Origin of the sequence: Bacillus sp. FSL M8-0071 (assembly GCF_037975455.1) — a bacterium.
Classification (GTDB): Bacteria; Bacillota; Bacilli; order Bacillales; family Bacillaceae; genus Bacillus; species Bacillus subtilis.
Genome location: NZ_CP150256.1, coordinates 1,862,013 through 1,887,310, shown reverse-complemented (window position 1 = coordinate 1,887,310; position 25,298 = coordinate 1,862,013). Strand labels below are relative to the sequence as shown.

The window sequence follows — 25,298 nt, the reverse complement described above, 5'->3', positions numbered from 1 at the left end:
ATCATCTCGTTGTGAAGTTAACTATTGGCAATTTGAGTGTTATAAGTTCCCTTGAAGTTTTCCATTCACAAAAAATGTCCATATCGTTATAATGATGATGTTTAATCGCGAAAAGAGAAAATGATAAAGAGGGAATCAATATGAAGAAGATTTTGATCAGTATGATCGCAATCGTTTTAAGTATTACTTTGGCAGCTTGCGGATCACATCACGCAGCCAAAAACCATTCAGATTCTAATGGGACGGAGCAAGTCTCTCAAGATACTCAATCTAATGAATATAATCAGACAGAACAAAAGGCCGGCACGCCTCATTCAAAAAAGCAGAAGAAATTGGTCAATGTTACATTAGATAGAGCAATAGATGGAGATACGATTAAGGTTATTTACAACGGAAAGAAAGACACAGTTCGCTACTTGCTCGTTGATACACCTGAGACGAAGAAACCAAATTCTTGTGTTCAACCATACGGTGAGGATGCGTCGAAACGAAATAAAGAATTGGTCAACAGCGGTAAGCTACAGCTGGAATTTGATAAAGGCGATCGCAGAGATAAGTATGGAAGACTGTTAGCATACGTTTATGTTGACGGCAAATCTGTTCAAGAGACATTATTGAAAGAGGGATTGGCCAGAGTAGCATATGTATATGAGCCTAACACAAAATACATAGACCAATTCAGACTAGATGAGCAAGAAGCAAAATCAGATAAACTGTCAATTTGGAGTAAGAGCGGTTATGTGACAAACAGAGGATTTAATGGCTGTGTGAAATAGAAAAACACTGTTTGTTAAAAAAAGCAGCAAACCTAGCAGAATGCAGTTTCCAAAGAATTAGAAAGAGATGATGGCGTGTCTAGTTTCCATTCTGCTTATCAAGCTAAAATCATGCAACTAGCCTGTAAAATTCCCGCTGTATAGTAACAATAAAAAACACCCCTTCACGTCAATGTGAGGGGGTTATTTGTGTGTAAACATCCTTCCTATTTCATCATAAATCAAGAGATCCCTCTACCGTCGTTAGCGCGGTTTCATATATCTTACCCATTGGCATTCCTAAGCTTTCTCACTTCTTGAAGTGTTCGCTGACAGAATACGGTTCCGCTCGTTCGTTTTGTCTGCTGGACACTCCAATACTGTTTAAAGGTTGCCATACCTTATTCTCACCATCTTTTCAAAAGAAGGCAGCCATGTCATCAAAGGCCTTTAATGATGATTGATCATTAATTGTTCTTCGGTTGATCTCCAGACAATAACATCATTAGTTTTTTCGAAAGCTCTTCAAAGCTGTATTGAGATCCTTTGTGTGAGTGTAAATGTTCTTATATAAATCAAATAGTGTTTTATATTTTTGTACATTTTGTGCCTTTGGATAAAATGCAGCAGCCTCACGAATGAACTGCTCTGCACATTCTTCAAGTGATTCAAACCAACCGCTTCCAAAGGCAGCCAGCATTGCAGCCCCCATAGCTGGCCCTTGTTCATTTTCTAACTTAATTACCCTCGCATTGAAAATATCAGCTTGCATTTGCAGCCACGTATCATTTTTAGCTCCTCCACCAATAGAAACAACAGTATGAACTGATTTTCCCGCTTCGCGGAATAGCTCAATTGATTCATGTAAAGAGAATGTGATACCTTCCATTATTGCCCTCAAAAAGTGCTTTCTATTATGGGCTCCATCCATTCCGATCAAGCTTCCCCGAATAGAAGAATCAGCATGCGGCGTTCTTTCACCAACCAAATAAGGAGTGTATAGCAGTCCATTGGCTCCTATCGGAATAGCTTCCACCCCCTGCAATAATTGCTCAAACGATTCGTTTGGTGCAAACGTTCTTTTAAACCAGTCCAAGCTGTATCCTGCAGCGAGCGTGACGCCCATCGTATAAAAAGAATCCTTTTTTCCATGATTAAAAAAGTGGACTTTCCCTTTAAAGTCTCTTTCTTTTTCTTCTTCGTAGGAAAGTATGACCCCTGACGTCCCAATACTGCATAATGTTTTTCCGGAAGAAAGGATACCTGCTCCAATAGCGCCGCAAGCATTATCTGCTCCCCCAGCGTACACTTTTGTTTTTTCTAATAGCCCGGTCTTGGCGGCAACGTGCGGAAGCAGCGACCCTACACAATCATGAGATTCAACAAGCGGAGGACAAATATCTGCAGAAATACCAATTTGATTGCAAATATCATTGCTCCACTTCTTGCGAGTAATATGTAAAAGTAAAGTTCCTGCTGCATCGGAGTATTCGGTGTGAATGGCACCGGTCATACGGAATCGCACGTAGTCTTTCGGAAGCAAAAACACAGCAGTTTTTTTAAAAAGTTCAGGTTCATGTTCCTTTACCCATAACATTTTAGGTAATGTAAACCCTTCTAAAACACGGTTTTTTGTGATGTCAAGAAGATGATCGCCAAATTTCTCGGTCATCCTTATACATTGAGGCGTTGTTCTGGTATCATTCCAAAGAATTGCATTACGTAACACCTGACGATCTTGGTCAAGCAGTACTAATCCATGCATTTGTCCCGAATAGCTTATCCCGTCAATATCCTTGGCTTGAACATTGGATATAGAAACCAATTCAGCCAATGCTTCAATTGTTTGCTGCACCCAGTCTTCAGGATTTTGCTCACTATATCCCGCCTTCTCTTGGATGAGCGGATACCTTTTGGACGTTTCTGCACAAACCTTGCCGTTTTGGTTAACTAAAATGGTTTTAACAGCACTCGTTCCAAGATCTATTCCAATGACATACTTCATTTTTTCACTCCTTGCCCTTTTAAAAACCATTCACTCTAAATAAATCCTAATTATAGAAGTTACCCGTCATAACAACAAGCAATAGGAAAGGAATCATGACGGGTAATTCAGTGACTTGGTATTGATAGCAGGATCTGGAGCTTATCCTGTTATACTTCCAAAATGTATTGGTTCAATATCGCTTTTAATTTCTCCTGTCTTCCAGATTCGTTTTTAATTAATTTATGATTTAGCGCATATTGCTCAAGTGTGTGGAAATTAGCTCTTCCTTCTATAATTTCAAGACCAATCCCTTCAGTAAAACTGCGGTAACGATGTTGAATCACATCTTCAAACACACGATCTTCGATTAATTTGTGGGCAACTTTCAATCCTCTTGCAAACGCATCCATCCCTGCAATATGGGCATATATTAGATCATCAGGCTCAAAAGAAGATCTTCTGACCTTCGCATCAAAGTTTAATCCGCCGCTTCCTAGGCCGCCATTTTGCAGGATTTCGTACATTGCTAATGTCGTAGAATATAAATCCGTCGGAAATTCATCCGTGTCCCAGCCTAAAAGAGGATGACCCTGGTTTGCGTCAACAGAGCCAAGCAGACCATGTACTCTTGCCATGCGTAATTCATGTTCGAATGTATGCCCGGCTAATGTGGCATGATTGGCTTCAAGATTTAATTTAAAATGATTGTCTAAGCCATATTGCTTCAAAAAGGCAATGGTTGTTGCTGCATCTGTATCGTATTGATGGGTGGTCGGCTCTTTTGGTTTTGGCTCAATCAAAAACTGCCCTGTGTACCCGATTTCCTTCGCATAATCCACTGCCATATGCATAAATCTAGCCAAATTATCAAGCTCAAATTTTAAATCGGTATTTAACAATGTTTCATATCCTTCACGGCCGCCCCAAAATACATAGTTCTCAGCGCCAAGCTCTTTTGCTGTTTCTAACCCTTTTTTCACTTGTGCTGCAGCATACGCAAACACATCTGCATTGCAAGAAGTCGCGGCACCATGGACGAAACGGGGATTCGTAAACATGTTTGCGGTATTCCATAATAGCTTAACGCCGCTATTTCTCATGTAATCTTTAATCATGCCCACGATCATATCTAAATTTTGGTTTGTCTCTTTTAGCGTACTGCCTTCTGGTGCAATATCCCGGTCATGAAAAGCAAAGAATGGTGCATCTAGTTTTTCAAACATCTCAAATGCTGCTTCTACTCTCATCTTCGCTAGATCCATGCCTTTATAGTGATCCCATGGTCTTTGCATCGTAGCTGCTCCAAAAACGTCTGTACCATCAGCAGTAAATGTATGCCAATAGGCAATAGAAAATCGCAAATGCTCTTTCATCGTTTTTCCGCCGATTACTTCTTGAGGATTATAATATTTAAATGCTAAAGGATTAGTCGAATCTTTCCCTTCGTAAACCACTTTGTTTGCGCTTCCAAAATAGTTGGTTGAACTGGAATGAGATTGAGCCATGTGATTTCCCCCTTAAAAATAAATTCAAAACCTGATCATTCAAATACAAATGCATTTTATTTCATATTGTAAGTTACCTATTAGTTTGTTGTTTAAACAAACTAACTTACTTTCATCTTATATAACCTCATCAGTATTTTCAATATTTTTTTAGTTTTTTATGAACGCATTAGATATAATAAAGGGAAGATTCGCTATGTACTATGTTTATACTTAATTTAAAGATTAAACAAATGGAGTGGATGAAGTGGATATCGCTGATCAAACCTTTGTCAAAAAAGTAAATCAAAAGTTATTATTAAAAGAAATCCTTAAAAATTCACCTATTTCAAGAGCAAAATTATCTGAAATGACTGGATTAAATAAATCAACTGTTTCATCACAGGTAAACACGTTAATGAAAGAAAATCTGGTATTTGAAATAGGTCAAGGACAATCAAGTGGCGGAAGAAGACCTGTCATGCTTGTTTTTAATAAAAAGGCAGGATACTCCGTAGGAATAGATGTTGGTGTGGATTATATCAATGGCATTTTAACAGACCTTGAAGGAACGATCGTTCTTGATCAATACCGTCATTTGGAATCCAATTCTCCAGAAATAACGAAAGACATTTTGATTGATATGATTCATCACTTTATAACGCATATGCCCCAATCTCCGTACGGGCTTATTGGTATAGGTATTTGCGTGCCTGGACTCATTGATAAAGATCAAAAAATTGTTTTCACTCCGAACTCCAACTGGAGAGATATTGACTTAAAATCTTCTATACAAGAGAAGTACAATGTGCCTGTTTTTATTGAAAATGAGGCAAATGCTGGCGCATATGGAGAAAAAGTATTTGGAGCTGCAAAAAATCACGATAACATTATTTACGTAAGTATCAGCACAGGAATAGGGATCGGTGTTATTATCAACAATCATTTATATAGAGGAGTAAGCGGCTTCTCTGGAGAAATGGGACATATGACAATAGACTTTAATGGTCCTAAATGCAGTTGCGGAAACCGAGGCTGCTGGGAATTGTATGCTTCAGAGAAGGCTTTATTAAAATCTCTTCAGACCAAAGAGAAAAAACTGTCCTATCAAGATATCATAGACCTCGCCCATCTGAATGATATCGGAACCTTAAACGCATTACAGAATTTTGGATTCTATTTAGGAATAGGCCTTACCAATATTTTAAATACTTTCAACCCACAGGCCGTAATTTTAAGAAATAGCATAATTGAATCGCATCCTATGGTTTTAAATTCAATGAGAAGTGAAGTGTCGTCAAGGGTTTATTCCCAATTAGGCAATAGCTATGAATTATTGCCATCTTCCTTAGGACAGAATGCACCGGCATTAGGAATGTCCTCCATTGTGATTGATCATTTTCTGGACATGATTACAATGTAATTTTTTATGGAATGGACAGCTCATCTTTAAAGATGAGTTTTTTAATTCTAGGGGTATTTCTGAAGCAATAGTGACATAGGCACCTTCTCATATGAAAAAGGAGTTCTAAAATAGAAATCTCCTTTTTCATGTGCCAATTATTTTTCTTTATAACGAAAATATCTAAAGTCGGCCGGAATATGATTACCACTGGTATCTTGGCATTGCATCCCTACAAAGGCCCCTGTGAAGAATCCTCCCCCACGGATGTAATCATCTGATAATTTTTTCGATTCCAGTGCTATGTCAATTTTGTGCCAATCTTCTTTGTTAAAAGAATAGAAATAATAATATTTGTCTTTTTCAATATTTACTCTTAAATATACATACTTTACTTCACGAGGAATAACAATTTTATTATTTAATGGCTGTGAAAAAGAAAAGTTGTCACATATTGTTAATTCAAGAATGCGGCCAAGTTCTTCATCATGTGTTACTTGAAGAGCCGTCCAGTTCTCTGTATTGTAGTAATTCACCAATCCAGCGGCTTGTTGAAAATTTTCCGGATAAAACTCAACAGCAGTTTCGGCTTCAAAATGGAGACTTTGCCAGCGTCTGGCTACAAATGCCTGAGTAAATGTCGAGGTCAATGATTCATGACCGAATAATCGTAAATGATTTGGCGCTTGAGTCAATGAACCTAATTCATTCGTGAATGGAATCCTTAAAGTTTGAAAATTTATATTTAATGTTGAATCCTCAAATTCATCAACTTCCGGGTACGTTGCTTCAAATATTGTTTCGGGTATAGAAGGTGCATCTACCTCCAAGCTTCCTTCTTTTCCACCTACTATATAGGGCCATTCATCTTTCCAGTAAAGTTTTTGAATAGCTGTTTCTCTGCCCAAAGGACAGTATCCTCTCTGCTGAAAAATTGAATCATCGTCAGGATGAATAGGACGTCCCGTTAAATGAGCTAAATACCACTCATCTGTATGTGTTTGAACAATGGATGCATGACCACATTTTTGCAATGGATTTCCTGGGTCATGCCATGACGTTAAGATTGGATTATCGGGATGAACTTCATATGGCCCCTCAATATTTGCAGAACGGGCAATTGTAGCAGCATGTTCGTACCGTGTTCCTCCTTCTGCAGTTAATAAATAATAATAGTTCCCGATATGATAAAGGTGCGGAGCTTCTGTCAGTTTTCTATCAGTTCCTTCAAATATAACTTTTGGTTTACCGATTAATTTTTGCTCTTTATCAGAATATTCCTGTATAACAATTCCTCCAAATGAGTGCCGATCAATACGGTGATCCCATAACATATTTAATAAATATTTTTTTCCATCCTTATCATGGAACAAAGAAGCATCAAATCCCGAGCTATTTAATGTAATCGGCTCACTCCAATCACCATTAATCGTTTCACAAGTAACTAAATAATTGTGACAATCTTTCCATGCGCCATCTACTACCTTAACATCCGTATAGATCAGCCAAAACTTCCCATCACTATAGCTTAAACATGGTGCCCAAACCCCACCTGAATTTGGATTTCCTTTCATGTCTAATTGTGAAACTCTCTGTAATGGATGTGCAACTAAGTGCCAATTTACTAAATCTTTTGAGTGGTGTATCTGGACTCCCGGAAACCACTCAAATGTAGATACAGCGATATAATAATCCTCTCCTGCCCTACAAATACTTGGATCGGGATTGAATCCTTTAAGTACTGGATTGGTAATCTTCATTTGGGACTCCTCCTCAGTTTATTTTCTTTTTTAAGCTTTGAAATCATCAATATGATCCAAATAAACTTTGTCTCTATTCTCTAATTCTCGAACCATGTTTTTATATTTTTTCTCATCTAAGTTATAGAAATTAATATCAATTAAAGCTAGAACCAGCAAGAACACGGGAATAATGGTTGTTGTAATTAAAATCCCCGTTAATGCCGCCGGGGTTTGTGCCTGATTTGCCACATATCCAAACTTATCAAGAACCAGACCCGGAACAACTCCTCCTAAGGCCATACCAAACTTAAAGAAAAATCCGATTATAGCGTAAATGAGCCCACCCATTCTTTTTCCAGTCCTGTACTCTCCATATTCTATTGTTTCAGGAATAAGCGCCCACATATATCCCCCGGCAGTGAGACTTCCAGCAGCAGCGATTAATCGACAGAAAAGTATGAGGTAAACATTACTTGGCGGAACAAACAGTAAAGCTAAGAGGCCGATAATATTCAGTAATAATGCATAGTTTAGTAATTTCTTTTTCCCCAAAAATTGATGAAGCCTTGGAATAAACGGTAAAATGACCAAAGCGGGCAAACTTCCTATCAAACCGTACCACTTCACCAAATCCTCTCTTTCTAAGTTATACGTTACGTAGTAAATGCCAACCGAATTACTGATGGAATTCACTCCAAAAATAATAATAAAGAAAATACTTAATACAACAAGTGGACGATTAACACGAAACTGCTCAAATATATCCGTAAATTTAATTTTTTCTTCGGATTTTTGAAGAGTGACCCGCTCTTTTGTGCTTTTAAAACAAAAGATTAAAAGGCACCCGCCTATCATTCCCAAAATACCCATGGTTAGTTGCCAGCCAAGAGACTCGTTGCCGGAAGTATCGCTTAAATAAGCAGCCAGTAAGGGAACAAAAAATGCAACGACAAGTCCCCCAAGATTCGCAAATAACATGCGAACAGAAGTTATACTAACCACTTCTTGATTATTTCTAGTCATTGCAGAAGTTAACGCGCCATATGGAACGTTTATCGTTGTGTATGTAAGCGACAAGCCAACATAGGTTATATAGGCATATATTAATTTCCCCATATCCGAAAAGTCTGGTGTTGTAAAACAGAGTATTGCCAGTATGACAAATGGAAAAGCTCCGAATAAAAGATACGGTCTAAAGCGTCCAAATCTGCTGTTCGTTCTGTCAACTATTGTTCCGATAAAAGGATCAGCGAGAGCGTCGATTATTCTAACCACTAAAAACATAGTACCGGCTGCTGCTGCCGATAAACCAAAAACATCTGTATAGAAGAACAAAAGATACGTAGACACTGTTGCATAAATTAAATTACAAGCAAAATCTCCAGACGCATATCCAACTTTTTCAACCATGCTAATCTTCTTTACATTTTCACTGAGCATGATTTCTCCCCTTTTCGACCCTTTAATATGGAACAGTGTGAAAGGTATAACAATTTCTCGAATTTACGGTCAGTTAACTTTTATAAAAGCGCTTTCAAAACAGTGCGAAAAAATATGGTGATCAGCAAGCAAAAAATTCATCTTTTCTCGTCATACCTTATATACCTGGAAAAGGATAAAAGCCTCATTCTTTCGTTTCTTATATTGTTTAGCTCCATTAAATCGATCCTCTTATCCTCCTTCCATCCATATTCAGTAAGACCTTATCTTGTGGACAATGAAAGTTCATCTTATTAGTTTGTTGATCGAACAAACTAACTTGATTTAATATTATAAAATCCTTTCAACTTTTTCAACATATTCTTCAGAAAGTTTAAACAGAATGAATTAAATATTGATTTTTGAATGTTTCGTTATATTCAGTGTTTCAAATATTTGCGAATGTCATGTATCATTTAACAACGATCAGTCCGAAAACAGATTCTTGTGTAACCACATGACAAAGATGATCTATGCGAAATAAGGAATTGGTTAGTGGTAAGCTGCATTAACAGTTTGATAAAGGTGATAACAGGATGTATGGAGACTGTTATCGTAGATTTATGCTGATGGCAAACTTGGTCATGAGTAGAAAGAAAAGGAATGGCCAGAGTAGTTTATGTTATAAGTCCAACCCTACATACTTATATCAATACAGGAATAAATAAGAAGCAAAAATAGAGAAGCTTTCAACAGGAGTAGAAATGGCTATTTGACTGTCTGAGGATTAAAGACTGTGTTAAACACTATGATTTATCCAAACTTATTTTAATCTTAAAAATTTAATTGAGGGTGAAAACAAAAGAGAATACAGAAATTAATTCTGTATTAATTTATTCAATATGTTAATTTTACTTTGGTCTTTATGATTCTTCTTCCTTCTTCTATAGCCATCTAATAAAGACTTTTTATAAACCTTGAGGTAATCATCAATCGTTAGCAAATGATATTTCGCTCCGTCATCTTCAAAAACCTCTAGGTTATTATAGTCTACATCTGCAAATGGTTTTAAATCCTCAATGTAAGCAATGCCTATTTTGGTATTAGTTTTCTTAAATTCATGCTCATGTAAATCAACCATTTTGTATCCATGCAGTTCCATCACTTTTTTTAGTTTTCCCCACTTTTCCTCTAAAAAAATTAAAGGAATAAGGATATCAATATCTTCTGGGGAAAAGCCCAACCCAGTTACCTTTTCAAGACCTAAAGAGCCATATAATAATGGAATGATGTCTAGCTCTTTATTAAAAATTTTAGCTATATTGATAAATTCATTATACAATTTCATTTTCCATCCCCGATATTTGGTAATTAATTATTTAAGATTCAACTGCCTCTTGAATTTTCATAAGTCCTTCAATACTAATACCTCAAAGGGTTATTTTTTCAATAATCCTGAAAGTCATCTGTACAATATCTAAAAAGCCTTAAATACTGAATTAAAGAAAAACATCAATATGATAATGGCTAGCACAACAACAATTTCAAAAGTATGTGAACTGCCATCTTCTTTTTCTCGTTCTTTCTTCTCCCTCATTTGCTCCCTATACTTTCTTTGTATTTCATCCTTTTTTTTATCCATCTTACTCGACCCCTTTCATCATAAAGTAAAGCCAAGCAATTCTGAAAATTTTTTATTCCTTCTTTTGACAAGCTCGAAAATACCAATGTATAAGCGTAATGCCTAATGGATTAAACTCCAAATAACAAAGTCCCTCCGATAAACCAGAAAAAAGGAAATGGAAACATAATTGCATTTAAGACAATCCCATATACAGCACACCGTTTATTTGTCTTTATTGAAACGAACGCTAAAATGATTCCTATAGGAGAAAGTAATAATGGAAAAAACACCGGCATTCCTTGCCATGGAATTGACATAACTCCCGTAAAAAAATTAATAATTAAGATAGCTGAGATAATTGGAATCGTGATTGAAAAAATAGCTGCAGCTTTTCTAACATTCATATTGAAAGCAAGTCTCCGTTCTCTTTAAAATCGTAGTTTTATTTAGTCTTGAGAAAGTTTGTCAAAATCTCTTTCTTTCATTTCAGGCAGAGTGATATCAATCCCTAACCTTTTTATTAATTCTTGTACGTAGCTTTTTATTGCAAGCATATTAAATGGGAAATCGAAATCAAATTCCTCTTTAACGCTTAGAATATCCATTGCATACGAACAGTTATGCTTCATACCCAAAAGAATACGATTGATCAGATAACTCAAAGTGAGTAACTAAATAAACACTAATAAGGTTTCCACCTTGAGAATCAAAATCTACTAATCTTTCATCAAGTACTAATAAAAATGCAGATCTCTCATCATCAATACCAACTGAAAAAATTCTAAGTTTCTTAGTTTCAATAACCGTTTAGTATGTAAGGCCCCCATAATCTAATTCTGCTTTTTCTGGTATAAATCGTTTTATGAAAGAGTATTACATGCACTTATACTCTTCTACCCAGTCGTGATATTTTTCATAAAGTGGACGTATTCGTTTGAAATCAAGAGCTATGACTTCACATCCACGGTCATCATAGATAAAGAAAATAATGTCTTTTGTAATGTTCACAAAGAAAACATCAGGGTAATCAATAGAATAGCCTCCGAATTTCGGTTTCAATGGAAAATCTTCATTACTGGCTGCTTTAAGTAATTCAGTTACACGTAAGTCTCGAGGTTTGCATAACAAGGAAAATTGTTGCATCTCGTATTCTTCAGCGTTATTGATTTCGAAAGGGTAGGGATATGTCTTCACCAGAATTTGATTCAAATGATTTTTACACTTTAGAAACGGTTGATAGACCTTTAATTTTCTTATACATTTCTCTTTCTTGTGCTTATACATATTCGTCACAAGAAATATGTCATCGTTTTGTTCAAATAATTCATTAAAAATGATTGTTATTTGCTCATATACAACTTGGAACCTCTTAAGATTCAATTCTTCTTTCTCTTTGAGTTGATAGATATTTTCCCCAAGACAAAAATGGATTCCTATGCCCCATTGATTATAGATGCTAGGAATGAATTCGAGGTTTTGAAACCTTTCCTCCATATACTTCATTATCTTCATTTAGACATTCTCACTTTAGGAATATGATCTTTTTGGAATATCAACAACTCATGCAGTTCGATGTTTTGATAGGGCCAGACTTTATCAAACAGCTCTCTCGGATACCGCTCCATTTCGTTATTATATAGCTTTCTGACAGTTGGATACTCATGATCAATATCTCTGGAAAGTTTCCGGATACTGATCTTTCTTTGGTCTATAATCGTTTTTAACTTTGATTTAATCATATTCTCACCTTTTAGTTATTTTTGATCACTTAAAATGATCATTAAGTTTATAATGGATCCTTGACCTCGCTGAATTTAATAATCCCGCTCTTCATGTTCAAATCCATAAGTACCTTTTATCCACACATCGCCGCAGCCTGGACTTTTTGTTATTTCCAACTGATCACCTTCTACTCGGTCTGCTGCACTGTAGTCCAAATAACTTCCTGTGAATTCTTTCTCGCTCCTTGATAATATCCATCAGTTAGAGCTATTCTGCTAAGTTTCATATTTAGAGTACAGTCTTTATTATTGTGTATTGTGAATTTATAACCAAGTGAGGTCAAAATTCCGGTCGATCAAAACAAAGTCTACATTTGTTTAATCCACCGTTAGCTTTGCTTCAGCATTCGGAAGAGTAAAACTTGAGACTAAGCCTAAGCAAACCAAAGTTAAACGATTAACCCTTTTCATCCCTCTCTCCCTTACCCATTTATGGCATAATTCGGTAAATAAAAGGGCTTTTTGACCGTGCATAAGGAAAAGGATTGTGATGATTTAAGCTACGCTGCTACCCTCCCAATGTTTTGCAGGAAAACCGAGTCCCAGATCCAAAATATTACGGCAAATGAGACGCTAAACAAGTAAACTTCATATCCCATCAGAAAGTTTAAGGTGTTTTTTGGATCAGTAATGAAAGCGAAGAATAACCATACTAAGAAGGAAAAGAATATGTATATGAGTAAATATTTCGTGTTAAACCTTTTTGGATTGCGATTTAAGAAATATTGAACAGGTGCAGCAAAGATTAAATAAAAGATAAAGAGAAGAACACTTATTAGGAAGTATGGTATGTAGCCGTCATAACCAATGCCAAAAACATAAACAACAGCAGCTGATAACGCGGACAAGACATGAACAAATATGATCCTTAAAACTTGCATGTTTATAACCTCTTTCTAAATGAATGCTTCTTCAACATTGTCTAGATCCTCCTTAAAATCACTTTAAAACTACTGTTCTACTCAGAAATTAAACATCTTGGTCGCATTTCTCATTCTTCCGCCATTGAATAGTATTTCGGCGAGTTATCGCAACAGGTATTAATAGTAGAGTACCGACAATAAGCAACATAAAAAAGATCACAAACAGCGCACCTGTTCCCGGAACAATTTCTTCATAGGTAATAAAGCGCTCCTTCCCCTGCAGGACGAAGAACCGAGAATTTTCAAGAAAGGCTAGATGAAAAGCGATAGACGTCCATAAGCTTCCTGTTACAATACGCAGGAGTTGAAGGATGCATCCAAAAGTCAACAATAAAACGATGTAATCTAATGTGATAGCAGGTGATTCAATTCCAGCTATATATTGCAAAACACTTACAATTATTGGTGCAAGCACAAACAGGATTGGTTGTAGGAGTAAGGCCATAAAACAGTTCCAACGCTTATTTAGAGCATAGTACACCGTCCCACGAAAAGTTAATTCCTCTGGAAAAGCTTCATAAAAGAATGCGATAATCATATTTAGGAGCAATGCTGTCACTAAATGGACAGAGAAGTGAAATTGTGTAACTTTGATCCAGCCTAATAAATGGGCGATAGCGAAACCAGACCCGGATAATACAATCACATATATTGCTCCTATTATGGCTTTCGGAATGGCTTGCCGCCACTCAGACAGTCCTATAGAATAAAAGGGTCTACTAGACATCCGTTTAAGAAGAATGTAGAGCAACGGGACAGTTATTAATGTGACTAAACCTGCTTGGATGCCTTGCTTCAAAAGCTTGGAAGCTCCTGCTTGGCTAGCCATTGAACCGACTAAAGTAGCAAAAAACAAAGCAAATACGAATGTTCCCCAACTGAGCAAGACAGTTCCTAACCATTTATGATGATTGTCTTGTTTTCCGCTTTTGGTGAGATGAATTTGCATTTGGATACCCCTCTCACATCATTCATATTAAGCACTATAAGCCCTACTATCACTATACGTTCTATAGCTGTTATGGTTTCAAATTCCTGCATTACCCCTCTTACAATTCCACTCTTCCTCTAAAATAGCGTAATAATATTCATCCCACCATTCATTGCCTTTCGGAATACATTTTTTAAAAAATCCTTCTCTTCTCATTCCGATCTTCTCCATAACTCGGTATGAAGGAATATTCTCAGGTTGACACGTAGCTATAATCCTATGTAAGTTCATTTCTTTAAATCCATATTCCAAGATAGCTTGGGCTGCCTCAGAAGCATACCCTTTATTTTGATAATTGGGATTAAACACCCACCCAATTTCATATGTATGTTCACCAAAATACTTATAAAAAACAATATGGCCTATAAGAAAGTCTTGATCTCTTAGTATGACAGGGAATTTTTCAGCGTTATCACCTTTGTTTTTATTTACAAATGCCTTTGCATCTTCTTCAGTAAAAACCACTTCAGGTATATACTTCATTACATTACTATCAGATGTATACTCATATACAGCTTGCCAATCTTTGAATTCAAATTCACGTATCAATAACCTTTTTGTTGTTATGTGCATTAAAGCAACTCCCCTCTAATATACTTAATCTTTATTTCAATATGAAGACAACAATAACCTCTTTAAAACTATCCTTATTCAACAATATTGCCTCTTGCTAGAACAACTCAAGGATTTCTGACTGTGAACAAGCAATGGAATATGATTCTCAAAAATAATTCCCTTACCTTTCCCTGAGGGATAATTATGAAGGAACAATATGGTAAAAAAACGGAAGTTCGAGTAGTTCTGTAAAAAGAAGAGTTGTATTCTTTGGCTAATGACTTTATTAAAACAAACGATAAAGATTTTGAATCAATTGATTACACTGATGATTATGAGGTAAATCCAATGGGCGGCATTGAAATCAATGGTTGTTATCTAAATAGAAAAAAGTAATACGGGGAATTTAGGACAAAACTAAAGACGAAGTAAGATCATTTACTGTGGATGCAACTCGTAAGCCAGAGTGCGAAGATAAAATATATGAGGATTAAACAAACGTCCCCTTACAATAAGTAAGGGGATGTTTTGTTATCAACAAGATTGTTTAATTTAATTGGTATTCCTTGTTAATCTTTTTAAGATGTGAAATTTCAACTTCGTATTGACTTCCATAAACTCTGCTTATTTTTTGCACTTCTTCCTTTGATCCGAAGAAAATAACTTTAAAATCATCATTTACGTATTGAACTACAAAAAAAACCATCAAAATCATGAAATGTATTTTTATTTATCGAAATAAAACCACTTGATTGAGCTGTTGTTTTTACACTAATCCGTCTGCCATCACTCACAACATCAAATCCATGCTGATTAGTTTGACGTGCCAGAGTGCCGTTGGTTTGGATTGCACAAATGAATTCACCGATTCTGCCAATTAAATGCCTCAATTCTGTAGGCTTACAGTTCAATACATTCATTTCATATCTCAGGATTTGGTTATATTCATTATAAAGGTTTACAAGTTGTTCTTTACTAATGATTTCGGCTTGATCATTTATTTGGTTATTAGTAATAAAAGCTTCTCGGAGTGATTTAACACCGTTTACCCATTTGCCTACGATAACTTCCTTATCTTCCCCTTTTGATTTTCTGAAAATAAGTCCTGTATAAAGAGAGTTTTCACCTAAGTATTTGTAAGAACTTCTATTCACATATTCAAAGAGGTGCTTATTAAAAGAAATCCCCTTATTATACCGGTTATAACAATAATCTGATAAAATAATGCTATCCGGATTAGTTCCGTATTTTTCTTGAAGGGTTTTCTTTACTTCTTGAGGTGAAACCAACTCATTGATCTTATTTTTCAAAGCATCTTTAATTTGCTCGTAAATTGTCATTATACTTCCCTCAAATAGCAGATTCTTTGGTTGTTGAAATTAGTCATAATTTTTTCTTTTGCCGAAGTGTTATTCTGAAACCAGTTTATAATACTCTTGGAGATTCGGATTTACTTCCCAATATTTCGTTCCATTAGAAGACACTAGCATATCAAACCATATCTCGAAATTAGAATTTAAGTTAATCGCATCTTCAATATCGTCAATTGAGTCTAGATATAACATATAACCTAATCCTTTTTTTGATTTGTTTGTGTCTATGACATACCTTCCATCAAAATGATATCCTATTAATAAGTATCCCTCTGGGAAATCTTGAACCTCATTATATTCAACGATTCCCTCTAAGCTAAGTATTTCAATGCCATCAAACATTTCCATCCCATTGTGTTGTAACAAAAACTCTTTAAAGTCATTAGGAAAAGTAACACCTAATTTCTTTTCTAAGCCGCTAATTTCTTGAGGAGTTGCTGGATTTTTGAAATGAAAAGTAGCATCTTCCAAGACATAGCCCCCATGATGGAACACAGGAAATGTACCATATTTAGTAACTGCTTTCTTAATACCATCTAATGTCATGTGAACTAACTTTCCTTCTTCCATAAATGCTCCTCCTCCTTAAATCATCTCACTAAATTTTACCATACAGAACATTAAGATAAATTTAAAAGGGACATAAACTGTTTATTAAGAAACAATTTTACTCATAATTAAAGCAGGATTAGTGGTGAACAAAATGTAAGTGTTATATGCTGTTTTAATTACTACCCTATCTTTTGAGCCATAAGGAAACCCAATCCTTACTGCGCTTTTCTCCTCTCCCCCATAGTTTGGATCAAGAAATACATCATTGATTTCTTTGATTGGAATTTCAATTTTGGATCGCTGCCAATTGATAATTAAGTTTTCATTTGATTTTTCAACGTTGATTCCAAGCATAAAAACATTCCCCTTTTGACTATGAATTCAGTGAAACAAACACGCTTTAAAATTTAATAAATCCAAAAAGTTATACTTACGGGAAATATGACTATAAGCAAAAGAGCCCTTTCAGGCCCTTATTTTTCTTTTACCCTTGGTATGAATTTGTTACAAACTCTTTTGCTTTATTAGCAACAGTTTCCCAAGTGGCGGCAGCATGATCAAGATCCGCAGAAAGCTTATTGATATCCTCATTCTCAAACCCTTGGGCGAGTGAATAAAATTGATTTTCTATAGAATGCCAGATGCCTTCGATTTATCCTATAAACTCCTTAGACTTTTCTGCTTGAGCTATTAAATTAACCAAGTCTATATTGATACTGTGAAGCATCCCCAAAACTTTTACTTCTAATTCTGGAATCTGTATATAATCTTCATCGCTTGGACTTTGATTTTTCTGTTTCTTGAGTAATTGACTTAAAGCTTTCCACACAGTATTGTCCTCCTATGATAGCTTCTTTAGACGTGCCTCTATGAAAATGGTCATTTGGTGATCAGCTTCACGAAATGTCTCAGCAAATGTTTCAATTCCGGTATCCTAGAAACATGGCGTTCGATAATCATGCCCACGGAAGCCCCAGCTGTGTGGATCAGTTGCAAGCATAAGCATTCTGCGATTCATTACCGACCTTGTCAAAGGGATGCTAAATAAAAAAAGAACCTTTATTTTACCATTGGCTTACTGGCTTACTTTTGAAAATTTATAAATTATTATTATATTGAACAGTGTTGGTATGATGTATACAAGACCAGTTCCAAGTAGACCTATTACTGAACTAGAAATTAATAAAATGCTGAAGATTGGTTTATTATTTGTCTGGATTGAAGCAAGCATGGTTATAATTCCCGCCAAAGCACCTAAAAACCATAAATTCCCCAAAGTGTAAGAGTCATCTATAACCGCAAACAGTTGAGCCAGTACAGAAAAAACCACTCCTAATCCCCCGGAGAAGATAGTCAATTTTTTCATAGAAATCTCCTTTTTGAAAATTGATTTAGATTTCAACGCAATTATGGATTTATTTGGTTATGATGTCAATGATAAACATCCGCCTTGCTCATCTTATTATTGCCGGTAGAAGTATTGAACAATGGAATTATCACAGAGTTTGTCGAATTATTTATGCGTATTGCTTTCCTTAAGGATGGAATTATTTTCCTAATTGAAAATTTAGACATAGAATTATTAGTGACATAGATAAAAGTGACCCTGCTTTTTAGCAGTGCCGCTCCATAATTTATTACCTATTAACATAAAAAATCCCCTGACACCAATAGTGCCAAGGGATTGAGAGATTAATACTGAGACATATACTGTTCGCGTTCCCAAGGATGTACTTGTGTTCTAAACATATCCCATTCGATTTCTTTTGCTTCGATGAAGTGTTCGAATAGATGCTCGCCCAGCGCTTTGACCATGACTTCGTTTGATTTGAATTCTTCTAGTGCTTCCGCAAGTGTTGCTGGAAGGTCAACGATACCGTTTTCCATGCGCTCTTCTTTGCTCATCACATAGATGTTGCGGTCGATTGGAGCCGGCGCTTCCAGTTTGTTTTTGATTCCGTCTAATCCTGCAGCAAGCAATACGCTAAGTGCAAGGTATGGGTTTGCAGCTGGGTCTACGCTGCGTACTTCAACACGTGTGCTGATGCCGCGAGAAGCCGGGATACGGATAAGCGGGCTTCTGTTTTGCGCGCTCCATGCTACATAGCAAGGTGCTTCATAGCCAGGAACAAGACGTTTGTAAGAGTTTACTGTCGGGTTTGTTACTGCTGTAAAGCTTGTTGCGTGCTTCACGATACCTGCAATGAAGTGTTTCGCTGTTTCACTTAACTGAAGATCTGCGTTTTCGTCAAAGAATGCGTTAACACCATTTTTGAAGAGTGATAGATTGCAGTGCATACCTGAACCGTTCACGCCGAACAATGGTTTTGGCATAAATGTCGCATGCAGGCCGTGTTTGCGGGCAATTGTTTTGACAACTAGTTTAAATGTTTGGATGTCATCACAAGAGCGGACTGCTCCAGCATATTTAAAGTCAATTTCGTGCTGACCAGGTGCTACTTCGTGGTGAGATGCTTCGATTTCAAAGCCCATCTCTTCAAGCTCAAGCACGATATCGCGGCGGCAGTTTTCTCCTAAATCCGTTGGAGCTAAGTCGAAATATCCGCCTTTGTCGTTTAGTTCAAGCGTTGGCTCGCCTTTTTCGTCCAATTTGAATAAGAAGAATTCAGGCTCAGGTCCAAGGTTGAAATCACTGAAGCCGAGGTCTTCCATTTCTTTCAGAATCCGTTTTAAGTTGTTTCGCGGGTCACCTTCGAAAGGTGTGCCATCCGGATTGTAAATATCACAGATGAAACGTGCTACTTTACCTTTTTCAGCTGTCCATGGGAAGATAACAAATGTATTTAGATCTGGATACAGGTACATGTCTGACTCTTCGATACGAACGAATCCCTCAATAGAAGAACCGTCAAACATGACTTTATTATCAAGCGCTTTTCCAAGCTGGCTTACAGGAATCTCAACATTCTTGATTGTTCCAAGAATGTCAGTAAATTGAAGGCGGATATACTTCACGTTTTCTTCTTTTACTAATTTTTCGATATCTTCTCTAGTGTACTTTGCCATTTGGTAAAATTCCTCCTCTTAAAAGGTAAATGTATATAGCAAAACAGTTGCTAACGGATTAATGAAAGAAGCGGGACATGTCGCCTTGACGGAATGTATTCCCTCTTTGAAAACGGCCGGCTTGCATGAGCTCGTTTTTCAGGAGCTGTCTCAGTTCGTCATCGGACAGATCATGTTTCATTGGTTTTTTCGTCTTCTCGCTTTGTTTTTGCTCTGGCTCAGCTTCGGCTTTCGCCAGAATCTGTTTAATTCCTGCCATGTTTACACCTTGTTCTATCAGGTGCTTGATTTCTAACAGTTTATCTACATCATGAAATGAAAATAATCGTCTATTCCCTTCACTTCTGGCTGGAAATATCAGTCCATTTTCCTCATAATATCGAATTTGTCTTGCTGATAACTCAGTTAACTGCATGACAATTCCTATTGGAAATAAAGGCATTGAGCGGCGAATATTATCACTCATCTCAATTTCCTCCTTTTCTTAACTTAGTTTCATTATAGGTGATGTTATATTTTGTGTCAATACGATGTAAGGATTCTTAACATCAAAATACAGAGAAATTTTTAAAAAATTTAAATTAATTGCTTTTGCATCAATGAATCCACTGCACTGCATATGGCATTCTTCACATGCGAATAGGTTAATCCTCCCTGAACATACGCTACATACGGCGGGCGGATAGGGCCATCAGCTGATAATTCGATGCTTGCTCCTTGAATAAACGTCCCTGCTGCCATAATGACATCATCCTCGTATCCAGGCATGTAGGCTGGATAAGGCGTCACATGAGCATTGATTGGCGATGCAAATTGAATAGCCTGGCAAAAAGCAATCATCTTTTCTCTGTCAGAAAACTCAACGGATTGTATTAAATCCGTTCTTTTCGCATCCCATTTCGGGTTTGAAGTGAAGCCGAGTTTTTCAAGGAATCTCGCTGTAAACACCGCTCCCTTTAAACTTTGAGACACAACGTGAGGCGCCAAAAAGAAGCCTTGGTACATTTCTTGGAGCGAGTAAAGAGATGCCCCCGCTTCTCTGCCGATGCCGGGTGACGTCATACGGTATGAGCAAGCTTCAATCCATTTCGCTTTTCCGACGAGGTAGCCGCCTGTTTTCGCAAGGCCGCCGCCGGGATTTTTAATGAGAGATCCCGCCATCAGGTCGGCTCCGACATGGCAAGGCTCAAGCTCTTCCACAAATTCTCCGTAACAGTTGTCCACAAAGACGATCAGATTTTCATTGATTTCTTTTACAAAACGGATCATTTCTTTTATTTCTCTAATTAAGAAAGAAGGGCGATTCGCATATCCTTTTGAGCGCTGAATGCCGATTACTTTTGTCTTCGGATTGATCGCAGCGGCGACTGCATCATAGTCTATCTTTCCGTCTTTCGTCAGATCAACCGCATTATAGCCGATTTGAAAATCCTTTAACGAACCAGCGTTTTCTCCACCCCTGACGCCCACAATTTCCTCTAGCGTATCATACGGCTTGCCCGTGATATAAAGGAGCTCGTCCCCCGGTCTGAGGACACCGAACAAAGCAATTGAGATGGCATGTGTGCCTGAAATGATTTGCGGCCTTACAAGCCCCGCTTCTCCGCCAAACACATCCGCATATATGCTTTCAAGCGTGTCTCTTCCGATATCATCATAGCCGTATCCAGTAGACGGCGTGAAATGAGTGTCGCTTACTTTGTGTTTTCTATAGCTTTGAAGCACTCTCCACTCATTTCGCTCGCTGATTTCTTCTATTTGTTTATGAATGCCGGCAATGTCCGCTTCCACTTCCATTGCCGTTTTCTTCAATAATTCTCCGTGTGTTAATGTGTCAAACATGTCTTTATATTTCCTTCCTACATATACTTCTTTAATTCACCGATGATACTTTGCTCTTCTTGGACATAGCCGGATATGTCATACTGTTCATTTTCTTCATTAAAATAGAAGCGGTCTACCATCGTTTCCGATTTGATTCTGGAAAGGAGCTTCCCTTCACTTGCCGGCACATGTGCTCCAAAAGACGTTAACAGTTCTTGGCGCAAATAGCGCTGAATCGCTTCTTTAAAGGCTGCAGCGTCGTCCTCAAATTTCGCACTGACCATAATGTGATCCCTTCCGGCGGACGGTATAAAATCAGGCAGTTTTTGATCACGTTTATTGTAAGCCGTCAGCATCGGGATATCATCTGCTTCAAGCTCCTCGAGAAGCCGAAGCACTGTTTTTTCATGTCCCGCATAATCCTCATTTGAAGAATCAATTAAATGCAGGATCAAATCCGCTTCTTTTACTTCCTCAAGCGTTGAGCGGAATGCAGCAATCAATGTCGTCGGAAGATCCTGAATAAATCCTACTGTATCTGAAAGAAGAACACTGTAGCCGCTTGGCAGGACCATTTTTCTGGTCATCGGGTCCAGCGTGGCAAACAGGAGATCTTCTTCATAGCTGTCAGCACTCGTCAGGCGGTTGAACCATGTTGATTTCCCTGCGTTTGTATAGCCGACAAGCGCAATTTGAAGCACACCGTTTTTCTTTCTTCTTTCACGGTATCGGCTTCTATGGCGAATGACAGTGGAAAGCTGTGTGTTGATTTCATGAATGCGATTTCTGATATGGCGGCGGTCGGTTTCCAGTTTCGTTTCCCCGGGACCTCTTGCCCCAATTCCACCGCCTTGCCGGGAAAGGTTGATCCCTTGTCCCGTCAGACGCGGCAGTGCATATTGCAGCTGAGCCAGCTCAATTTGAAGTTTGCCTTCTCTCGTTCTCGCCCGCTTTGCAAAAATATCTAATATCAATTGCGTGCGGTCAATCATCTTCACTTCAATTGCTGTTGCCAATGACTTCAGCTGACTTGGCGACAGTTCATCATTAAAGATGAGGAGATCAGCTTCAAGCTCTTCCACCAGTGCCTTCAGCTCTTCTACCTTCCCTTTTCCTATATATGTAGCGGCGTCAGCCCTGTTCCGTTTTTGTGTGACGCTGGTCAGTACTTTTCCGTCTGCTGTTTTCGTCAGAGATGCTAGCTCTTCCATAGAATTTTCAAAATGCTCATCCGTGATATGCGGCAGCTGACATCCGACTAAAATGGCTTTCTCCTGAATCGTTTCTTGTTCGTTCAAATGGATGTTCCTTTCTTTTGCATATTGGGCAGTAGTATTATCATACCAAACCCTGCATGTGTATACCACAAATCGATTGCTTTGAAAAGCGGAAATACGAGCAAAAAACAGACCTCTCAAAAACAGAGAGGTCTATGCAGATCCAGATGCTTCTTCTTTAATGGAAAGATCTTGGCTTTTGATGGTCATCAAGTCGCTTTTTAAGTATTGGTCTCCCATTAAAAGCCTCATGGCTTGTGCTCTGATCGATTTTTCGATCACATTTCTGACAAAACGTCCATTGCTGAATTTAATGGGACTTGTCGTGCTTTTCACTGTCATTAAGTAATCTTTCAATTTCCATTCAGCTTCTTGACTGAGCTGGTATTCCCTTTCATCGATCATTCGTTTCGCAATCTCCATGAGCTGGGTCACAGAGTAATCCGGAAAATCAATGGAGATGGGAAATCTTGATTGGAGTCCGGGATTTAACGAGAGAAAATGATCCATTTCCCGTGAATATCCGGCGAGTATCAAAATAAACTCATGCTGTTTGTCTTCCATATGCTTGACAAGTGTGTCGATCGCTTCTTTCCCAAAGTCCTTTTCGCCGCCTCTTGCCAGCGAGTAGGCTTCGTCTATAAACAAAATGCCACCTAATGACTTTTTGATTAAATCTCTCGTCTTTTGGGCGGTGTGTCCGATATACTCCCCGACCAGGTCAGCCCGCTCCGCTTCTATTAAGTGGCCTTTTGACAGGACATTCATTTCAAAGAACAGCTTGCCGATGAGCCGTGCAACCGTCGTTTTTCCCGTTCCCGGATTTCCTTTAAACATCATGTGCAACGCTTGCTTTCCAACCTTCAAGCCTTGCTCCGCGCGTTTTTGGTTCACAAAAATCCAGGCGTATATTTCCTTGATGTTGCGTTTCATTTCCTCCATCCCAACTAATGCGCTCATCTCTTTTTCGATTTCCTTCAAAATGCCGTGCTTTGCTTCGTTTTTTTGCAATGCAGCCTGATATTCCGCCTCTGCCTCAGCATTCGTCAGCACCTGCTTTTGCCCGTTCAGAATAATGTTGATCTGTCCGTTGTTTTTATAAGTCACAGCGCGCTCCAACATCTTCACCTCTCTGTTCTCTCTATATGATATTCAAGCGGATGCCGATTGTGACAAACGCCTATCATGTGTCGAAACAATTGCTTTTTTCGGGAACAATAAGGAATCCTGCGCTTTCCCGAGAAATACTTTATTTCTTATTGTATTCACGGACATGGGGTGGACAAACCATGAGATTTTGTTTTTAATCATTTTGTCAGAGTATTATAGTGAGCTTCTTTTTCTCATTATTATCCCCATTCGCCAATCCTTTTTTCATGTAACGGGCTGTTTTTTGTACGAAGCGTATTACCCGCCGTAAGATACCTGAAGTGTTTTTCTTTTTTTCGATTTATAAAGTGGTGTCTTTAATGAAAGGAGCTTTTCTCATCAATTTACGTTTCAAATGCTTGATTTAATATGAACGCAAAGCTTAAAACCAACAGGAATCAGTGCAGGTTAACCGAACTCAAAGTACATACAAACATATGGCGTATGCACAGATTTCATGTCGGACCGTATCTGTTGTCGCTTCATGTTGAATTGTGCGCTTTCCCGAGAAATAATTTCTGGATGTGAAAGGGTTATTTCCTCATTTTTCAGTTGAATGATAATCGTACAAGCAGAAGCCGTGTTTTTTCATATCCTGTAATGAGGTGATGAAAAATGGTTAAAATTTTTATTGATCCTGGCCATGGCGGGTCTGATCCAGGCGCAACAGGTAATGGCCTTCAGGAAAAAACGTTAACCCTGCAAATCGCTTTAGCCTTACGTACGATATTAACTAATGAATATGAAGGCGTTTCTCTGCTGCTGAGCCGGACAAGCGACCAATATGTCAGCTTAAACGACCGGACAAATGCCGCAAATAACTGGGGAGCAGATTTCTTTTTGTCCATTCACGTTAATTCCGGGGGAGGCACAGGTTTTGAAAGCTATATTTATCCAGGTGTAGGAGCCCCGACGACGACTTATCAATCGGCAATTCACTCTGAAGTGATACAAGCTGTCGACTTTGCCGATCGCGGCAAAAAAACGGCGAACTTCCACGTCCTAAGGGAGTCGGCAATGCCTGCCCTCTTGACCGAGAACGGCTTCATTGATACCGTTGCCGATGCAAATAAGCTGAAAACGAGCAGTTTTATTCAAAGCTTAGCGAGAGGACATGCAAACGGGCTGGAGCAAGCCTTTAACCTTAAAAAGACTTCCAGCTTAGGGTTATATAAGGTTCAAATCGGCGCATTTAAAGTCAAAGCGAATGCCGACTCGCTCGCAAGTAAAGCCGAAGCCAAAGGTTTTGACTCGATTGTCCTTTTAAAGGACGGATTATACAAAGTGCAGATTGGCGCATTTTCATCCAAAGACAATGCAGACACCCTGGCTGTCAGAGCGAAAAATGCCGGCTTTGACGCTATTGTGATCCTAGAATCATAGCCGAGACTGGGACGAGCGTCTCATAAAAAAACCCGGCTCCTCATCGCGAG

Annotated in this window: 23 protein-coding genes and 5 pseudogenes; 4 read left to right on the top strand and 24 right to left on the bottom strand. The window is 38.0% G+C overall.

Annotated features, from left to right (window positions below):
• Positions 1 to 140: 140 nt before the first annotated feature.
• A complete protein-coding gene (gene yncB, locus MKX71_RS09460) occupies positions 141 to 776 on the top strand; it encodes an endonuclease YncB (RefSeq protein ID WP_017697666.1) in 636 nt (211 codons plus the stop codon).
• Between the two features lie 214 nt (positions 777 to 990).
• Here the strand turns inward: yncB and MKX71_RS09455 are convergent.
• From MKX71_RS09455 to xylA, 3 genes and pseudogenes are all read right to left on the bottom strand, one after another.
• Positions 991 to 1,156 (bottom strand): annotated as a pseudogene (locus tag MKX71_RS09455) (glycoside hydrolase family 11 protein); the annotation flags it as partial.
• Between the two features lie 104 nt (positions 1,157 to 1,260).
• A complete protein-coding gene (xylB, locus tag MKX71_RS09450; protein WP_213379404.1) occupies positions 1,261 to 2,760 on the bottom strand; it encodes a xylulokinase in 1,500 nt (499 codons plus the stop codon).
• Positions 2,761 to 2,909: 149 nt separating this feature from the next.
• Entirely contained in the window at positions 2,910 to 4,247 is a 1,338-nt protein-coding gene (gene xylA / locus MKX71_RS09445; protein ID WP_015252022.1) for a xylose isomerase, read from the bottom strand.
• Between the two features lie 247 nt (positions 4,248 to 4,494).
• On the opposite strand from xylA, the gene MKX71_RS09440 reads away from it, so the two are divergent.
• On the top strand, positions 4,495 to 5,649 hold the full coding sequence (locus tag MKX71_RS09440; RefSeq protein WP_213385466.1) for a xylose repressor: 1,155 nt from the start codon (positions 4,495 to 4,497) through the stop codon (positions 5,647 to 5,649).
• A gap of 137 nt (positions 5,650 to 5,786) precedes the next feature.
• Here MKX71_RS09440 and xynB read toward each other — a convergent pair whose 3' ends face one another.
• The 11 genes and pseudogenes from xynB to MKX71_RS09385 all read right to left on the bottom strand — a co-directional run bounded on the left by xynB (position 5,787) and on the right by MKX71_RS09385 (position 14,681).
• On the bottom strand, positions 5,787 to 7,388 hold the full coding sequence (xynB, locus tag MKX71_RS09435) for a glycoside hydrolase family 43 protein (RefSeq protein WP_213379400.1): 1,602 nt from the start codon (positions 7,386 to 7,388) through the stop codon (positions 5,787 to 5,789).
• A gap of 30 nt (positions 7,389 to 7,418) precedes the next feature.
• Positions 7,419 to 8,810 (bottom strand): MFS transporter, encoded by a 1,392-nt coding sequence (locus tag MKX71_RS09430; RefSeq protein WP_003231671.1) that lies wholly within the window; start codon positions 8,808 to 8,810, stop codon positions 7,419 to 7,421.
• 856 nt (positions 8,811 to 9,666) lie between these two features.
• Positions 9,667 to 10,137, bottom strand: a complete 471-nt coding sequence (locus MKX71_RS09425; protein WP_069149639.1) for a hypothetical protein — start codon at positions 10,135 to 10,137, stop codon at positions 9,667 to 9,669.
• Between the two features lie 129 nt (positions 10,138 to 10,266).
• Positions 10,267 to 10,431 (bottom strand): hypothetical protein, encoded by a 165-nt coding sequence (locus MKX71_RS09420; RefSeq protein ID WP_003231681.1) that lies wholly within the window; start codon positions 10,429 to 10,431, stop codon positions 10,267 to 10,269.
• 110 nt (positions 10,432 to 10,541) lie between these two features.
• A complete protein-coding gene (locus tag MKX71_RS09415) occupies positions 10,542 to 10,817 on the bottom strand; it encodes a hypothetical protein (protein ID WP_041335361.1) in 276 nt (91 codons plus the stop codon).
• A 42-nt stretch (positions 10,818 to 10,859) separates the two neighbouring features.
• Positions 10,860 to 11,178, bottom strand: a pseudogene (locus MKX71_RS09410) (hypothetical protein).
• 108 nt (positions 11,179 to 11,286) lie between these two features.
• Complete coding sequence (locus MKX71_RS09405; RefSeq protein ID WP_229762306.1) at positions 11,287 to 11,925, bottom strand: DUF3885 domain-containing protein; 639 nt, start codon at positions 11,923 to 11,925, stop codon at positions 11,287 to 11,289.
• Positions 11,922 to 12,152, bottom strand: coding sequence for a helix-turn-helix transcriptional regulator (locus tag MKX71_RS09400; RefSeq protein WP_003231687.1), 231 nt, complete (start codon positions 12,150 to 12,152; stop codon positions 11,922 to 11,924). Before MKX71_RS09400 ends, MKX71_RS09405 begins: the two co-directional genes overlap by 4 nt.
• Positions 12,153 to 12,694: 542 nt before the next feature.
• Positions 12,695 to 13,075, bottom strand: a complete 381-nt coding sequence (locus MKX71_RS09395) for a UPF0715 family protein (RefSeq protein ID WP_339231983.1) — start codon at positions 13,073 to 13,075, stop codon at positions 12,695 to 12,697.
• Between the two features lie 88 nt (positions 13,076 to 13,163).
• Complete coding sequence (locus MKX71_RS09390) at positions 13,164 to 14,066, bottom strand: CPBP family intramembrane glutamic endopeptidase (RefSeq protein ID WP_029317836.1); 903 nt, start codon at positions 14,064 to 14,066, stop codon at positions 13,164 to 13,166.
• Between the two features lie 78 nt (positions 14,067 to 14,144).
• Complete coding sequence (locus tag MKX71_RS09385) at positions 14,145 to 14,681, bottom strand: GNAT family protein (protein WP_029317835.1); 537 nt, start codon at positions 14,679 to 14,681, stop codon at positions 14,145 to 14,147.
• A 243-nt stretch (positions 14,682 to 14,924) separates the two neighbouring features.
• Between MKX71_RS09385 and MKX71_RS09380 the strand changes: the two are divergent.
• Positions 14,925 to 15,157: pseudogene (locus tag MKX71_RS09380) on the top strand (hypothetical protein).
• Positions 15,158 to 15,210: 53 nt separating this feature from the next.
• Here MKX71_RS09380 and MKX71_RS09375 read toward each other — a convergent pair.
• The 10 genes and pseudogenes from MKX71_RS09375 to spoVK form a co-directional block, all read right to left on the bottom strand.
• A pseudogene (locus tag MKX71_RS09375) lies at positions 15,211 to 16,003 on the bottom strand (hypothetical protein).
• Positions 16,004 to 16,072: 69 nt separating this feature from the next.
• Positions 16,073 to 16,507, bottom strand: coding sequence for an SMI1/KNR4 family protein (locus MKX71_RS09370; protein ID WP_080262658.1), 435 nt, complete (start codon positions 16,505 to 16,507; stop codon positions 16,073 to 16,075).
• 183 nt (positions 16,508 to 16,690) lie between these two features.
• Positions 16,691 to 16,942: a hypothetical protein gene (locus MKX71_RS09365; protein WP_144482428.1), complete on the bottom strand. Its 252-nt coding sequence runs from the start codon at positions 16,940 to 16,942 to the stop codon at positions 16,691 to 16,693.
• 130 nt (positions 16,943 to 17,072) lie between these two features.
• A pseudogene (locus tag MKX71_RS09360) lies at positions 17,073 to 17,417 on the bottom strand (hypothetical protein).
• A 246-nt stretch (positions 17,418 to 17,663) separates the two neighbouring features.
• Positions 17,664 to 17,954: a hypothetical protein gene (locus MKX71_RS09355; protein WP_144482429.1), complete on the bottom strand. Its 291-nt coding sequence runs from the start codon at positions 17,952 to 17,954 to the stop codon at positions 17,664 to 17,666.
• 326 nt (positions 17,955 to 18,280) lie between these two features.
• The gene (gene glnA, locus MKX71_RS09350; RefSeq protein ID WP_003231737.1) at positions 18,281 to 19,615 is read right to left on the bottom strand and encodes a type I glutamate--ammonia ligase; all 1,335 of its coding nucleotides are present in this window, start codon (positions 19,613 to 19,615) and stop codon (positions 18,281 to 18,283) included.
• A 58-nt stretch (positions 19,616 to 19,673) separates the two neighbouring features.
• On the bottom strand, positions 19,674 to 20,081 hold the full coding sequence (gene glnR, locus MKX71_RS09345; protein ID WP_014476884.1) for a transcriptional repressor GlnR: 408 nt from the start codon (positions 20,079 to 20,081) through the stop codon (positions 19,674 to 19,676).
• Positions 20,082 to 20,191: 110 nt separating this feature from the next.
• The gene (locus tag MKX71_RS09340) at positions 20,192 to 21,457 is read right to left on the bottom strand and encodes an aminotransferase class I/II-fold pyridoxal phosphate-dependent enzyme (protein ID WP_339202584.1); all 1,266 of its coding nucleotides are present in this window, start codon (positions 21,455 to 21,457) and stop codon (positions 20,192 to 20,194) included.
• 17 nt (positions 21,458 to 21,474) lie between these two features.
• Positions 21,475 to 22,737: a GTPase HflX gene (hflX, locus tag MKX71_RS09335; protein ID WP_339202582.1), complete on the bottom strand. Its 1,263-nt coding sequence runs from the start codon at positions 22,735 to 22,737 to the stop codon at positions 21,475 to 21,477.
• A gap of 132 nt (positions 22,738 to 22,869) precedes the next feature.
• On the bottom strand, positions 22,870 to 23,838 hold the full coding sequence (spoVK, locus tag MKX71_RS09330; RefSeq protein WP_003231746.1) for a stage V sporulation protein K: 969 nt from the start codon (positions 23,836 to 23,838) through the stop codon (positions 22,870 to 22,872).
• 642 nt (positions 23,839 to 24,480) lie between these two features.
• Here spoVK and cwlC point away from each other — a divergent pair.
• Positions 24,481 to 25,248 carry a sporulation-specific N-acetylmuramoyl-L-alanine amidase gene (gene cwlC / locus MKX71_RS09325; protein WP_327842057.1) on the top strand — a complete coding sequence of 256 codons (768 nt, stop codon included), beginning with the start codon at positions 24,481 to 24,483 and terminating at the stop codon, positions 25,246 to 25,248.
• Positions 25,249 to 25,298: the final 50 nt, after the last annotated feature.